This is a genomic window from Massilia atriviolacea, assembly GCF_003953935.1.
In the GTDB taxonomy this organism is placed as follows: Bacteria; Pseudomonadota; Gammaproteobacteria; order Burkholderiales; family Burkholderiaceae_D; genus Telluria_A; species Telluria_A atriviolacea.
In genome coordinates this window covers 145,117-159,933 of sequence record NZ_RXLQ01000005.1, presented here as the reverse complement: position 1 = coordinate 159,933, position 14,817 = coordinate 145,117, and the positions used below count along the sequence as shown (strand labels likewise).

Annotated in this window: 10 protein-coding genes; 1 reads left to right on the top strand and 9 read right to left on the bottom strand. The window is 64.9% G+C overall.

The features are described 5' to 3' along the window. Positions 1-4: 4 nt before the first annotated feature. The 8 genes from EJB06_RS11210 to EJB06_RS11175 all read right to left on the bottom strand — a co-directional run bounded on the left by EJB06_RS11210 (position 5) and on the right by EJB06_RS11175 (position 10,480). Complete coding sequence (locus EJB06_RS11210) at positions 5-1,744, bottom strand: IlvD/Edd family dehydratase (protein ID WP_126074113.1); 1,740 nt, start codon at positions 1,742-1,744, stop codon at positions 5-7. Between the two features lie 51 nt (positions 1,745-1,795). Beyond that, positions 1,796-2,134, bottom strand: a complete 339-nt coding sequence (locus EJB06_RS11205) for a hypothetical protein (protein ID WP_126074112.1) — start codon at positions 2,132-2,134, stop codon at positions 1,796-1,798. Continuing rightward, entirely contained in the window at positions 2,128-2,988 is an 861-nt protein-coding gene (locus tag EJB06_RS11200) for an SMP-30/gluconolactonase/LRE family protein (protein ID WP_370660123.1), read from the bottom strand. The genes EJB06_RS11205 and EJB06_RS11200 overlap by 7 nt, the downstream gene beginning before the upstream one ends. Beyond that, complete coding sequence (locus EJB06_RS11195) at positions 2,988-4,049, bottom strand: aldose epimerase family protein (RefSeq protein ID WP_126074110.1); 1,062 nt, start codon at positions 4,047-4,049, stop codon at positions 2,988-2,990. Before EJB06_RS11195 ends, EJB06_RS11200 begins: the two co-directional genes overlap by 1 nt. A gap of 30 nt (positions 4,050-4,079) precedes the next feature. Next, positions 4,080-5,024, bottom strand: a complete 945-nt coding sequence (locus EJB06_RS11190) for a glycoside hydrolase family 43 protein (protein WP_126074109.1) — start codon at positions 5,022-5,024, stop codon at positions 4,080-4,082. A gap of 18 nt (positions 5,025-5,042) precedes the next feature. Further along, positions 5,043-6,410 carry an MFS transporter gene (locus EJB06_RS11185; RefSeq protein ID WP_126074108.1) on the bottom strand — a complete coding sequence of 456 codons (1,368 nt, stop codon included), beginning with the start codon at positions 6,408-6,410 and terminating at the stop codon, positions 5,043-5,045. An 87-nt stretch (positions 6,411-6,497) separates the two neighbouring features. Next, the gene (locus EJB06_RS11180) at positions 6,498-9,110 is read right to left on the bottom strand and encodes a TonB-dependent receptor (protein WP_126074107.1); all 2,613 of its coding nucleotides are present in this window, start codon (positions 9,108-9,110) and stop codon (positions 6,498-6,500) included. An 89-nt stretch (positions 9,111-9,199) separates the two neighbouring features. After that, positions 9,200-10,480 carry a glycosyltransferase gene (locus EJB06_RS11175; protein WP_126074106.1) on the bottom strand — a complete coding sequence of 427 codons (1,281 nt, stop codon included), beginning with the start codon at positions 10,478-10,480 and terminating at the stop codon, positions 9,200-9,202. A gap of 141 nt (positions 10,481-10,621) precedes the next feature. Here EJB06_RS11175 and EJB06_RS11170 point away from each other — a divergent pair, with 141 nt between their 5' ends. Then, a complete protein-coding gene (locus EJB06_RS11170; RefSeq protein ID WP_126074105.1) occupies positions 10,622-12,448 on the top strand; it encodes a DUF885 domain-containing protein in 1,827 nt (608 codons plus the stop codon). A gap of 128 nt (positions 12,449-12,576) precedes the next feature. On the opposite strand, the gene EJB06_RS11165 is transcribed toward EJB06_RS11170, so the two are convergent. Continuing rightward, complete coding sequence (locus EJB06_RS11165) at positions 12,577-14,769, bottom strand: patatin-like phospholipase family protein (RefSeq protein ID WP_164557891.1); 2,193 nt, start codon at positions 14,767-14,769, stop codon at positions 12,577-12,579. Positions 14,770-14,817: the final 48 nt, after the last annotated feature.

Sequence of the window (14,817 nt, the reverse complement as noted above, 5' to 3'; positions counted from 1 at the left end):
GACGTTAATGGGAATGGCGTGGCACGGCCGAGCCGCGGCTGCCGAGCAGGAAGTCGAAGTCGCAGCCTTCATCGGCCTGCAGCACGTGGTCGATGTACAGCTTCTGGTAGCCGCTGGTCGCCAACGGCGCTTGCGAACCGGCACGGGCGGCCAGGCGGCTGGCCATTTCTTCGTCCGAAATATCCAGGTTCAGGCTGCCGGTGTAGCAGTCGAGCGCGATGAGGTCGCCATCGCGCACGATGCCCAGCGGTCCGCCGGCCATCGCTTCCGGCGCCACGTGCAGCACCACCGTGCCGTAGGCGGTGCCGCTCATGCGCGCGTCCGAAATGCGCACCATGTCGGTCACGCCCTGGGCCAGCAGCTTGGGCGGCAAGCCCATGTTGCCGACCTCGGCCATGCCGGGATAGCCCTTCGGCCCGCAGTTCTTCATCACCAGGATCGAATCGGCATCGACGTCGAGGTCGGGATCGAGGATGCGGCTCTTGTAGTGCTCGAAATCTTCGAACACGACGGCCTTGCCGCGATGCCGCATCAGGTGCGGCGAGGCGGCCGAGGGCTTGAGCACGGCGCCGCGCGGCGCCAGGTTGCCGCGCAGGATGCAGATGCCGCCGTCTTCGATCAGCGGACTGGCCAGCGGACGGATCACCTCGTCGTCGTAGATCGGCGCTTCTTCGCAGTTCTGCCACAGGCTCTTGCCGTTGACGGTCAGCGCGCCCTTGTGCGGCAGCAAGTTGCCTTCGCCCAGGCGGCGGATCGCGCCCGGCAAGCCGCCGGCGTAGTAAAACTCTTCCATCAGGTAGCGCCCGGACGGCAGCAGGTCGACGATGGTCGGGGTGCCCTTGCCGACGGCGGTCCAGTCTTCCAGCTCCAGCGGCACGCCGATGCGCCCGGCAATCGCTTTCAGGTGGATCACGGCGTTGGTCGAGCCACCGATGGCGGCGTTGACCTTGATCGCGTTTTCGAACGCTGCGCGGGTGAGGATCTTGGACAGGCGCAAGTCTTCCTGCACCATCTCGACGATGCGGATGCCCGACATATGCGCCAGCACGTAGCGGCGCGAATCGACGGCGGGAATGGCGGCGTTGTGCGGCAGCGAGGTGCCCAGCGCTTCGGCCATGCAGGCCATGGTCGAGGCCGTGCCCATGGTGTTGCAGGTGCCGGCCGAACGCGACATGCCGGACTCGGCGGACATGAACTGGTGCAGGGTAATGGTGCCGGCCTTCATCTGTTCGTGCAACTGCCAGACGGCGGTGCCGGAACCGATGTTCTTGCCGTTCAGCTTACCGTTGAGCATGGGACCGCCGCTGACGACGATGGTCGGCAGGTCGACGCTGGCGGCGCCCATCAGGAGGGCCGGCGTGGTCTTGTCGCAGCCGACCAGCAGCACCACGGCGTCCATCGGATTGCCGCGAATCGATTCTTCCACATCCATGCTGGCCAGGTTACGGGTGAGCATGGCGGTCGGGCGCAGGTTCGATTCGCCGTTGGAAAACACCGGGAATTCGACCGGGAAACCGCCGGCCTCGAGGATGCCCTTCTTGACATGCTCGGCCAGCTGGCGGAAGTGGGCGTTGCAAGGAGTCAGTTCGGACCAGGTATTGCAGATGCCGATGATCGGCTTGCCCTGGAACTCGTGGTCGGGGATGCCCTGGTTCTTCATCCAGCTGCGGTACATGAAACCGTTCTTATCCTGGGTGCCGAACCATTCCGCGGAGCGCAGTTTCGGCTTTTTCGTCTCAGACATGTATTCCTCCTGGTTGTTCTGATGCCATCTCGAACGCATGTCGTCGTTCGCTCAGCGATAGAGGAATACTAAAGATTCTTGGGATGCCTTTCCAATCACTTTTTTGGCGATAGCGATATCGATAGTGATATCGAACAAAGCTAGGAAGACAATGGTCCCACGATCAGGGCCAGCCTCATTCCCGCGATGGCGAGCCGTTTTGGTCGCACTGCGCAAAGCCTGGTCGATCGCCTGAAGCGCCGCCACGTGCATGACCCGCGACTTAACGATGCCGATGAAGCGCACCTTGCAAGAGGACATAGAAGAAAAGCCGCAGTCCGCTCTCCTCAGGCGAGCGCCCCGCGCCAGGCAACTACCCCGCTCGAACAGCAGCGGGCCAGGCGTCAGCAAACAAACCGGCTCTCCGGCAAGCCGCGCACGCCCGGCACCGTCCCCGTGAACAGCCCCCCATCCGCCGCCACCGGTGCCGCCAGGCCCACCCGCGCGCTGGTCGCGTACAGCTGGTCGAGCAGCACGCCGCCGAAGCCCACGCAACTCGGCTGGCTGGCGGGCACCGGCACGATGCGGTCGATACTGCCGTCCGGCGCGTAACGCACCAGCTTGCTTCCGCCCCATTGCGCATTCCACACATAGCCGCGCGCGTCCACGCAGGAGCCGTCCGGCTCGCCCTCGCCTTGCACCTGCGCAAATACGCGTTCATGCGACAGCGCGCCGCTGACGAGGTCGTAATCGCAGCAGCGGATGACCCGCTCCGGCGAATCGCAGTAATACATGGTCGCGCCATCGGGACTGAAACAGATGCTGTTGGCAATCGCCACGTGCGGCAGCGGCAGGCGCTCCAGGCGCAGATCGCGGTTGAGCCGGTAAAAGCTGCCGATCGGCAAGCGCGGCTCGACTTCATTGAAGGTGCCGAACACGAAGCGCCCCTGGCGGTCGCAGCGCCCATCGTTCAGGCGCGTGGTCAATCCGGCCTCGACCTCGCAGATCGGCGTCAGCGCTCCGCTCTCGAGCTCGAAGAACGCCAGTTGCGTCGCCAGCCCCACCAGCAGGCGCTGGTCGTGATCGGTCAGGGCGAACGAGGCCAGCCGCTCCGGCATGGTCCAGCTGCGCGTGGCGCCCGTGGCCGGATGAAGCGCCCACAGGGTGGAACCGACGATATCGGTCCAGAACACCCGCCCGCTGCGCTCGCACCACAGCACGCATTCGCCCAGCGCATTTTTTGCGTCGACCATTAGTTCAAGCATCACTTCTCCACCGAAAATGTGTACCTGGACACGGTCGCATATTCTTCACCGGGGCGCAAGATCGTATTCGGAAATGCGCTCTGGTTGGGCGAATCGGGAAAGTGCTGCGGCTCCAGGCAAAAGCCGCTGCGCAGGCCGTAGCTCCGGCCCTTGCCCGTCAGGCTTCCGTCGAGGAAATTTCCGCTGTAGAACTGCACGCCCGGTTCCTCGGTGAACAGTTCCAGCACGCGGCCCGATACCGGCTCATGCACGCGCGCGGCCAGGCGCATGGCCCTGGGCGCGGGCTTGTCGAGCACGAAGTTGTGGTCGTAGCCGCTGCCGTGGCGCAGTTGTTCTTCGTCATTGCCGATGCGCTCGCCGATCGCGTGCGGCTTGCGGAAGTCGAAGGCGGTGCCGGCCACCGGCGCCAGTTCCCCGGTCGGAATCAGGGTGCTGTCGATCGGCGTGAAGGCGTCGGCATCGATCTGCAGCAGGTGGCCGAGGATGTCGCCCTGGCCCGCCAGGTTGAAGTAGGCGTGCTGGGTCAGGTTGACCGGCGTGGGCTTGTCGGTCACCGCGTCGAAGGTCACGATCAAGTCGTTGCCGGCGCTCAGTTCGTACACGACTGTCACGTCCAGGGTGCCGGGATAGCCCTGCTCGCCGTCGGGACTGCGGTATATCAGCGTCAGGCCGACCGAATCGCCTTGGTGGAAGGGAATCGCGCGCCACAGCACGCGGTGGTAGCCCAGTTCGCCGCCATGCAGGTGATGCGCGCCGTCGTTGGTGGGCAGTTGCACCAGCTGGCCGTCGAGCGTGAAGCGGCCGCCGCGCAGGCGGTTGCCGTAGCGTCCGATCAGGGCGCCGAAGTACGGCGACTCCTTGACGTAAGGCGCAAGGTTGTCGAAGCCGAGCGTGATGTCGGCCATGGCGCCATGCCGGTCGGGTGCGTGGATTTCGGTGATGATGCCGCCGAAATCGCTGATCTTCACGACCAGTCCGTTCGGATTGGTCAGGGTGAACAGCGTGGCCGCCCTGCCGTCGGGCAGGTGGCCGAATGCGGATTGGGTGATACTGGCTTGCACGGTGCTCCTCCTTGGCTTCCTTCAGGCGATTCAGGCGATGGAGGGGCGTCCGAACACGGGCATGCCCTGCTCGTCCCATCGCAGCGGCTTGACGAAAGTATGGCGGTCGGGGTTCCACAAGGGGTCGCCCACGATCCCGGTGTAGGTACGGGCATGGTACACCAGCATCACCGTGTCGCCATCCTCGCCATAGGTAAAACTGTTGTGGCCCGGGCCGTAGACGCCGTGTTCATAGCAGGTCTGCAGCACCGGCTCGGGCAGCTTGGTCCAGGATGCCGGGTCGAGCAGGTCGGCCTTGTCGTCGGCCCACAGCAAGCCCATCGCGTAATTCTCGTCGGTGGCGCTGGCCGAGTAGCTGATGAAAATCCTGCCGTTGCGCTTGAGGACGGACGGCCCTTCGTTGACCCGGAAGCCGCGGATTTCCCAGCCGAATTCTGGTTTGCTCAGCATGACGGGCGCACCGCCAAGCTGCCACGGCGTGGCCATCGGCGCGATGTACAGGTTGGAGTTGCCCTCGATCGCCTCATCCTTTTGCGCCCACAGGTAGTACAGCACGCCGTCGTGGGTGAAGGTGCTGGCGTCGAGGCAAAAGGTGTCGATGCCGGTGTCGATCCGGCCCATGAATTCCCACGCGCCGTCGAGCGGGTTGGCGTTTGTGTTGCGGACGGCGTACATGCGGTGCTGGAACAGTTTGTGTTTGATCTCGCGGCTCGGGGCGGCGGCGAAGTAGACATACCACGCGCCCTGGTTGAAATGGATCTCCGGCGCCCACAGCAGTTCGCTGTACGGTCCGGCATCCGGCTTGCGCCAGGCATCGACCGGCGGCGCGTTCGCCAGTTCCGCAATCGTGCGCGCGCGGCGCAGTTCGATGCGGTCGTATTCCGGCACCGAGGCCGTGAAATAGTAATAGCCGTCGCTGTGCTTGTAGATGAAAGGATCGGCGCGTTGCGCGATCAGGGGTGTCAGGATCTGCATGGTCGTAAGTCCGGTCGATTAAGTGGTGACGAAGCCGGCGCTGCGCAGGTCGGTCTTGACCTCGTCGTAGTAGCTGTCGGTGATGCGGTACTTGAACATCAGCACGCCCATCAGGAAGTGGAAGAAGCCGGGGATGACGGTCAGCATCAGCGCGATGCCGCTCAGCGCCAGCGGGCTCTGCGCCTGGTTCGGCAGGTACTGGAAGTAGGTCAGCAGCAGCCCGACCATGCCCCCGGCGACCGCCATGCCGGCCTTCTGGCACACCGAAATGCCACCGAAGGCAAAGCCGGACACGCGCTTGCCGGTCTTGACCTGGCCGTAGTCGATGGTTTCGGCAATCGCCGACCAGAACACCGGTGCGTGCAGGTCGACCACGAAGGAGAGCAGGAAGTACAGGATGAAGGCGGGCAGCACGTCGCCCGGCTCGATGGCGACGTACATCAGCACGCTGATCAGGGCTACGCCGAGTTGGGTGTAGCGGAACAGCTTGACCTTGCACCAGGACTTGGTGATCCAGGTCGAGGCCACCATCGACAGGATCGCCGCCGCCACGCCGGTCGACAGGAAGGCCGCCACGGTATCGGTATCGCCGCCCAGGTAATACATGGCGTAATAGATGGCGACGGAGCCGCGCACCACGTAGCCGACGGTGCCGGTCAGGCACACGCCGCACAGGATCAGCCACTGGTCGTTGCGCATCAGCAGCTTGAACTGTTCCATCAAGGGCTGGCGCTCGACCACGTGGATCACCCGCTCCCTGGTCGTGAACACGCAGAACAGGAACAGGCCGACGCCCATCACCGCCATCAGCGCCATCGCCGCCTGGTAGCCGTGCGCGCGGTCGCCGGCGCCCCACAGGTCCGCCAGCTTGGGCACGATGATGGTGACCATGAAGGCGCCGACCTTGGCGAAGAACAGGCGGTAGCCGTTGGCCGAGAGCCGTTCCTGCGGATCGCTGGTCAGTCCGCTGATCAAAGAAATATACGGAATACCGACCCCGGCCGTCATCAGGGTCATCAGGATGTAGGTCGAATACGCCCACACCAGCTTGGCGTCATATCCCCAGCCCGGGGTGGTGAACACGAAAAACACGCTGACGCCGTAGGGAAGGCACAGCCACAGCAGCCACGGCCGGTAGCGCCCGAAGCGCGAGCTGAAGCGGTCGGTCACCTGCCCCATGGCCAGGTCGGCCACCGCGCCGACCACCTTGACCACCACGAACAGCAGCGCCAGGTGTTCGGTGCGCAAGCCGTAGATATCGGTGTAGAAGAAGGTAATGAGCAGCATCATCGACGAGATCACGACATTGAGCGCCATGTCGCCGGTGCCGAAGCCGACCTTTTCGAGGGTGGATAATTTCTGTGCGTTCTTATCGAGCGTATTCATGCAAACCTTCTCAGCCATACAAGGACAGAAAGCGCTGCGTTCCATGTCCACGCAACGCTTCCGGGACGATCAAGCAGCAGCCGGGCCCTACATCTTGTAGCGCAGCGACAGGCCCACCACGCGGTCGTAGCGGCGGATATCGCGCGGGTTGCTGGCAACGCCATGGTAATCGTGGTACTTGCGATCAAGCAAATTCTCCACATCCACGGTGACGCTCATGGCGTCGCTGACCTTGTAGGAGAGCGAGGCATCCATGGTCTTGATCGGGTCGACGATCAGGTCGAAACCCAGGCCCCGGTAGTTGAAGGTGTCCACATACTTGTCGCGCCAGTTGTAGGCCAGGCGGCCCGACCAGCCGCCGCGCTCGTACAGGCCGACGATGTTGTACGACAGCCTGGACATGCCCACGAACGGCTTGAGCACGCCGCCGGTGTCGGTCAGGTCGCCCTTCATGTAGGTGACGTTCGCTTGCAGGCCGAAGCCGCCCAGCCAGCCCGGCAGCTTGTCGTAGAACTGCTGGTACGACAGTTCCGCGCCCTGCAGCTTGCCCTTGGACATATTGCGCGGACGGTTCACGTCGTACACGATGCCGTTGTAGCTTTCCTTGGTCGAACTGGTGAGGATGTAGTTCTTGAAATCGTGGCGGAACACGGTCGCCGTGAGCGAACCGGTCGGGGCGAAGTACCATTCCGCCGCCGCATCGAAGTTATTGCCTTCGATCGGTTTCAGGTCCGGATTGCCGCCCGTGCCCACCGCTTGCACGGTGGTGCTCGGCACATTGTAGGACACGCCCGGATTGAACTGGTCAAAGTTGGCGCGCTGCATGGTCTTGCCGGCGGTCAGGCGCGCCTGCACCTCCGGCAGGACCATGGCCTTGAGCGTGGCATTCGGCAGCACGTCGGTCGACGACGGCGTGCTGGAGACCGGCAGGATCACGTTATTGGATTGCGAATAACCGCTGAGCACGCCCTTGGTCTGCACCACGCGCAGCCCGACCGTGCCCTCGACCGGGATCGTGCCGGCCGTGAAGCCGTACCTGGCCTTGGTGTAGATGGCGTAGGTGGTTTCCTGGTTGTTGAACTGGGACAGCTTGTCCTCGGGCGACTTGCTGCCGTCGCCGAACAGCTTGCGCAGGTCGCCGATATGGTCGTGCATGTAGCCAGCGCAGGGCGTGACCCACGAGGCCATGCCGTAGTCGCCCGCCATCGGCATCGAGTTGCAGGCCAGGCCGGGCAGCGAGCTCAGTGGAATAGTGCCTGGCGCGGGACGGAAGCCGTCCAGCTCGTGCACATACGCCGCATTGCGTTTGGCGACCCGCACGCCGGTCGACACTTCCTTGATGAAGCCCTCTTCTTCCGGGTTCCAGGTGGCGTCCGCGCGCCAGTCGGTGGCGCGGCTTTCGGCATGGCTGTGGTTGTCGAAGAAAGTGGCGACCCGGTAATTGTTCGGGTTCGTCATGTCGTAAGCGGGGTAGGAAAACTGCGCGCCGCCGTTCACGTAGGTGTTGCCGGTGATGGTAGGCGGCGCCGCCACCAGGTCGACGATGGGAAACTCCTGGCGCACCTTGCTGAGGGTACGCGCCAGTTCGGTCGTCACGCGCCAGCCGGGCGACACAGTCCAGCGCGCACCGATGGCGCCCTGGCTGCCCAGCGAGTAATCGTGCGGGGCCTGGGTCGAGCCGAGCGCGAACGGATTGCTGTTGGCCGAGGTCACCGTCTGCACTTGCTTGGTGCCGGGGATCAAGGTATAGCTGGAATTCTTGTTCAGGCCGAGCGCGCCGACGTAGAACTGGCGCTCGGCATCGTGATGGATTTCTGTCGAGATGCCTTCGGCAAAGAACTCGAGGGCCGCATTCGGACGCCACTGCAGCGCGACGTTGCCGGCCACGCGCTTGCGCTGGCCCTGGTACAGCACATGGCCCAGTTCGTCCGGAGCGGAGATGCCGGCGCCGAGATCGTCGGCCCGGTCCTTCGGCGGCGAATTCCAGGTGACTTCATCGTGGTAATTGCCATCCTGGTAGGACACGCCGGCCAGCGCGCCGATCTCGCCGTACGCGGTTTTCCAGCGGTTCGAGATCATGCCGGACAGGTTGGGATCGTTGGTTTTCGACTTGTCGCGGTTTTCCACGCGCGCCGTCAGACTCGATGCGAAGCCCTTGGCGTCGAACGGGCGCGCGGTGCGCACATCGATCACGCCGGCGGTGCCGCCCTCGACCATCTCGGCGCCCTGGGTCTTGTAGACGTCCACCCGTTGCAGCATGGCGGCGGGAATGTCGGCCAGGTACAGGCTGCGGCCCTCCTTGCCGGCGGTAAACATTTCGCGGCCATTGAGCAGGGTCACCAGGCCCGGCAAGCCACGGATCACGACCTCGCGCGCTTCGCCGTTTTCGCGGCGGATCTGCACGCCGGTGATACGGCCCAGCATTTCGGCGACGTTCTTGTCGGGGAACTTGCCGGCTTCCTCGGCGACGATGGAATCGAGCACTTCATCGGCGTTGCGCTTGATGGCCTGGGCGCTCTGGGCGGCCTTGCGCACGCCGGAGACGGTGACCACGCTGGTGGTATCGGCCGCGATCGCCTCCTGCGCCCATACCGAGGCGCCGCTCAGCATGCCGGTCCCGGCCAGGGCGGCCACGATCAGCTTCAAGGTCAAGGGGGTGCGGGGTCTGGCCGTGACGCGGCCTTGTGCATGCGATGTCATACGTCTCCTTGGCATTCTCTAGTTATATGATTCCTGGGTATTTTTAGCCCTTGAACCGGATAGTAAGGAAAGCCAAAGAATCAATCCAATCATATTTTTCCGGTTTTCGATACCGTTTTCGATATGACATCGATCACGTCATCGAGCCCGTTCCCGGCTGCCATCCGCTGCCTGACTGCCGCGCAGCCGACATGGATGTCGGGCGATTGCAGCAGCCGCCGCAGGGTATCGGCCAGGGTGCGCGCGCTGGCGCGACCGGCTTTCAGGGTCAGGCCGGCGTGCAGCGCCGCCACGCGGGCGCCGTTGTCGAACTGGTCGTAGGCCATCGGCACGATCAGCTGGGGCGTCCCGGCACGCAGGGCGACCGCCGTGGTGCCGATGCCGCCGTGGTGCACCAGCGCCGCCGCGCCCGGCAGCAAGGCGCCCAGCGGGCAATAATCCTGCCAGAACGCCGTGGGCGGCAAACTCGCCGGCACCTGTGCCCGGTGCGCGCTGAGGAAGACGATGCGCCGCCCGAGCCGCTGCGCCGCCGCCAGTGCGCTGGCGAAGAAGGCGGCCGCGTGCAGGTTGGCGGTGCCGTGGGTGACGACGATCGGGGCGCTGCCGGCGCCCATGAAGGCCAGCAGCGCCGGCGCGATGGCGTCATGCGGATGCGGATCGTAGAGCGGGAAGTCGCCGCACAGCAGCCGCGCCGGCCAGTCCGGCTGGCGCCCGCCGAACCACGCCGGAAACAAGGTGAGCGACAGGTCGGGCGCCCCGGCCATCTCCTCCAGATAGCTGGACACGGGCGCACGGCCCTGCGCGCGCCGCCATGCGTTCAGCTCGGGCACGACGACCGGATTGATGGCCGTGGTCTCGACCATGTTCCACAGCCAGCGCCGCAGCGTCAGCGGCAGCCAGCGCGGTATCGGGAACGGCCCCAGCACCGGCAGGTCGTGCACCGTGCGCAGGTTCGACGGCGCCAGGAAAGCGGCCACGATCCGGATGCCGGGCCGATCCGCGCGGCACAGGTCGGCATGCGCCACCGCCAGCGGGTGCACCAGCAGCACGCATGGCTGCTCGCGCGGCAAGCTCGCCACGAAAGCGCGCATGCCCTCCATGCCTTGCCGCATGGCGCGCCAGACGACGCCGAAGCCGCGGCGCGGATGCCACAGGTCGGGATCCTCCAGCACGGCGGGATCGGCCGGCAGGGGGTGGAACGCCACGCCGGCCTGGCGCACCAGCGCCTCGTGCATGAGGGGCGCGAGCAGCGTGACGGCGTGGCCGCGCTGGCGCAAGCCCAGCGCGAGCCGCAGGAAGGGAAACAGGTCGCCGGCCGAGCCGGAGGTGACCACGACAATGTGCGGCAATACAGTCGAATAATCGGACATGGCGCTTCCATAAAAGGATGATCCGCGCGACGCGCCATGGAACGCGTCGCGCGGCATATCATACCGCCGCCGGCACTGCCCGGTCGCGGCCGTTTGCGCTATCCTGTTTCAATTACTTCAATCAAAGACCAAGGAACCTGCATGCGTTTCAGCCTTTCCCGTCCGCTGCTCTGCAGCACGGCATTGTTGGCCGTACTGATGTCGCCTGTATCGCGCTGCGCCGCCGCGCCGGCCGCTCACAATCCGGCCGGCGCGCCGTCGTCCGCGGCGCGCCAGCTGCACCAGCTGGCCGACGCGTTCTACCGGGCGCGCGCGCATTTCGACCCCTTGCTCATTACCGCCAACGGCGACAGCCGCTTCAATGGCGAACTGGGACTGAGCATCTCCCCGGCAAACCGCAGCCGCCAGTTCGCCCTGTACCGGCGCATGCAAACCCGATTGAAGGCCATTGCGCGCACCCGCCTGGGCGAAGCGGACCAGCTCAATTACGCGCTGCTGGCGTTCGAGCTCGATAGCGGCCTGAGTCTGGAGGCATTCCCCGAACACCTGCTCCCGCTGAACCACTTCGACAACGTGCCCGGCACCCTGGCCAATTACGCCAGCGGCACCGGTTCGCAACCCTTGCATACCGTGGCCCAGTACCAGGATTACCTGAACCGCCTGAACCAGCTGCCAGCCTGGATCGACCAGGCGATCGCCAATATGCGCCAAGGCGTCAAGCGCGGCATCGTCCAGCCGAAGGCGATTACGGTGGCGATGCTGCCCCAGTTCCAGCAACTGCGCAGCGCCACGCCGGAAGCGAATATCTTCTACACGCCGATCAGGAACCTGCCGGCGGCGTTTTCGCAGGCCGATAAGGAGCGCCTGACAGCGGCCTATCGCAAGACGATCGCCACGCGGCTTGCCCCCGCCCTCGAGCGGCTGGCGGTGTATCTGGAAAAGGACTACCTGCCGGCCAGCCGCGCGAGCGACGGCTGGCATGCGCTGCCCAATGGCGCCGCCTGGTACCAGGCGCAGATCAAGGACCGCACCACGGTATCGATGAATCCCGAACAGATTCACCAATTGGGCTTGAAGGAAGTGGCGCGCATCCAGGAGCAATGGGCGCTGCTCGGTCCCAGGCTCGGTTACAGCGGCGCGCCGGCGGCGCTGCCGCAATGGGTCGAGGCGCAGGACAAATTCAAGACCTTCAAGACCGAGGCCGAGGTGCTCGACGCCTATCGCCGGATCGACGACAAGCTCAAGACCCGGCTGCCGGCCCTGTTTTCGCTGCTGCCCAAGGCGCCGCTGCAATTGCAGCTGGAGCCCGAACTGACCCGTGCCACGGCGTCGGACCACTACACGCCGGCGGCGGCGGACGGCTCGCATCCGGGCGTGTTCTGGGCGGTCGTCAACGACCCCAGACAATACAGCCGCACCGGCATGGTGACCCTGTACCTGCACGAAGGCCAGCCCGGCCACCATTTCCATGCGGGGCTGCTGAAGGAACTCGATGTGCCGGATTTCCGCAAATTCAATACCGAAAATCCGAATATCGGGGCATTCACCGAAGGCTGGGCCCTGTATGCCGAAACCCTGGGGCACGAATTCGGCCTGTACGACGATCCGGAAGCCTACTTCGGCCACCTGAACGATGAATTGCTGCGCGCCGTCAGGCTGGTGGTCGATACCGGCATGCACGCCAAAGGCTGGACCCGCGAACAGGCGATTGCCTATGCGCGCGACACGCTCGGCTACAGCGAAGCGCGCGCCAAAAACCAGATCGAGCGTTACATGGTGTGGCCGGCGCAAGCCTTGAGCTACAAGATCGGCGCGCTCAAAATACTTGAATTGCGCGAGCGGGCGCGTACGGCGATGGGCGACAAATTCAGCCTGCCCCAGTTTCACGAGGTGGTGATCGGCGCCGGCACCCTGCCGCTGCCGCTGCTGGAAGCGCGCGTGGATCGCTGGATCGCATCGGCCAAATAAAGAAAGCGCCTGGCGAGTGCGGTGTCGCGGCCCGCATTCCCGGCCTGCTTGCCGAAGCGTCATGACGACGGGCGGAAACAGCGGCGTCAGGACTGCGCAATATCGCGCGCCCGCGCCGCCGGGCCGCTTCACGGCTTGCCGAAGAACAGATAAAAGGTCTGGTTGCCGTTTTCGCCCACCCCCAGGGCCACCGTGAACGGCCCCAGCGCGGTATTGACCGCGCCGAACACGGAATTGGCAAACTGGACCCGCGCCATTTGTTCGCCGTTGACCCGCCGCGCCATCTTGCCGATTTCGACCGAGCCGCCCAGATACACATTGCGCGTGCCCAGCAAGGTCATTTTGCGGGTGTACACCGCGCGTCCGAACAGGTAATCGCCGCCGAGGAACTGGCGCGCCTGGTAACCGGACAGATTGAGGAATCCGCCCAGCGAAAACAGTTCCATCAGCGGCAGGTCGTCGCCCCACAATTTGCCCGCGCGCCCGGCCACGCTCAGGCGGTGCTGGCCCCGGTTCCACGCCATTTCGTGCCCCATGTCGAGCCGTTTGTAGGGCGCGGTGGCGCCCACCGAGGTCGGGGCGATGCGCGCATTCACGAAGCTGTAATTGCCGGTAGACGGGAATACCCAGTCGTCGAGCCGGTCCTGCACGTAGTCGAACTTGACCACGCCGATCTGGTTTTTCTCGTTGGTCAGTTCCGAAAAGCCGATGCTGGGGTCGGACCGTTCGGTGCCGCGTTCCAGGCCGACCTTGAAGGTACTGTCGTCATCGACGTGATTGACCAGGTCGAGGCCGACCGAGGCGTGCTTGGCGCTGTAGGTCGCCACCGCCTTGTCGTTGATGATCAGGTTATCCTTGTTCTGCGAAAAGCGCACTGTCGGCGCCAGGAACCAGCGGCTTGCCCCGCCCAGCGGCTGGTACAGCTGCGAGGTAAAGGAATTGAACTGGCCGAGCGAGACGGTATTGCGCCATTCCAGTCCGGAGCGGGTCAGCCATTTGCCGCGATGCGCCAGCAAGATCGTAAAGTCGCTTTCGCCGGCCAGGTCGGTCGACAGGCGCACGCCCGCCTGCAGGTAATTCGGGCCCCATTCCTTTTCGACCGGTTCCACCACCAGGGTCCGCCCTTGCGGCCCATATTCGAAGCGGTGCGTCACATTTTCGAAGTCGCCCGTCGAATACAGGCTGTTCATGTTCGCGTGCAGTTCCGCCGTGCTGAATGCCTGCCCCGGCTTGATCGAGAATTTGCGGTTGATGAAACTCTCGCTGACATTTTTCAGCTGTTTGGTATCGACCCGCACCGAATTGACCTTGACCGCCGGCGGATGGCGCGCCGCGCGCGCGGCCAGATGCGCCGCGAAGTCGGCCTCGGACAAGGCCAGCGGCGCCAGCCGGTCGGCCGCCACATGCGCGGCGGCCTCGCCCAGCGCGATGGTCTTGGCGGAGTTTTCGAAGTCGGCCGCGCTGAAGTCGCCCAGCTGCGGCAGGATCAGCACGTCTTTCGCCGTCAGTTCGCGCAGCGAGGCTTCGACGTTCTGCTCGGTGAGGATATTGAGCATCTGCTGGCCGACGCCGAAGGCCGAGACGATCTTGTCGCGTTTGAGCAAGGGCGTGCCGAGGTTGACGGCGATGATGATGTCGGCCCCCATCGAGCGCGCCACGTCGACCGGCAGGTTGCGCACCAGGCCGCCGTCGAGCAGGGCGCGGTCGTCGATCTCGACCGGGGCGAACACGCCCGGCACCGACATGCTGGCCCGCATCGCGCGCGCGATGCCGCCACGGTCCAGTACGACCATCTTACCGTTTTCGATGTCGGTGGCAATCGCGCGGAAGGGAATGTCGAGCTCGTCGAAGTGGGTGACGTCGCCGGTCCGGGCGGCCAGGGTGTTGAAGAAGAATTCGATCTGCTGGCCGTAGTTCAGGCCGCGCGGCAGGCGCATTTCGAGGTCGGAAAAGCCGATCTCGCCGCTGACGATGTTCTTGCGCTCGGTCGCCTTGGCGTAGGTCGAGCGTTCCAGGCGCGGCGGGCTGTCGGTGAGGACCTTGTTCCATTCCACGGCGGCGATGCGTTTTTCCAGTTCCTGCGGCCGGTTGCCGACCGCGTAGGCGCCGGCCACGATCGAGCCCATGCTGGTGCCGACCACGTAGTCGACCGGGATGCGCATCTCTTCGAGGACTTTGAGGACGCCGATATGGGCCACGCCACGGGCGCCGCCGCCCGATAACACCAGGCCGATCCTGGGCCGCTGGGGCGGATCGGCGGCGAGGACGGTGGCATGGAAAAAAGCGAGGAACAGCAGGACGGAGGCGGGGAAGGCGCGCATGGGTTTTCGGATGAAGTCAGGCGTGCTACGGACCCCCGCCAGCGCGGG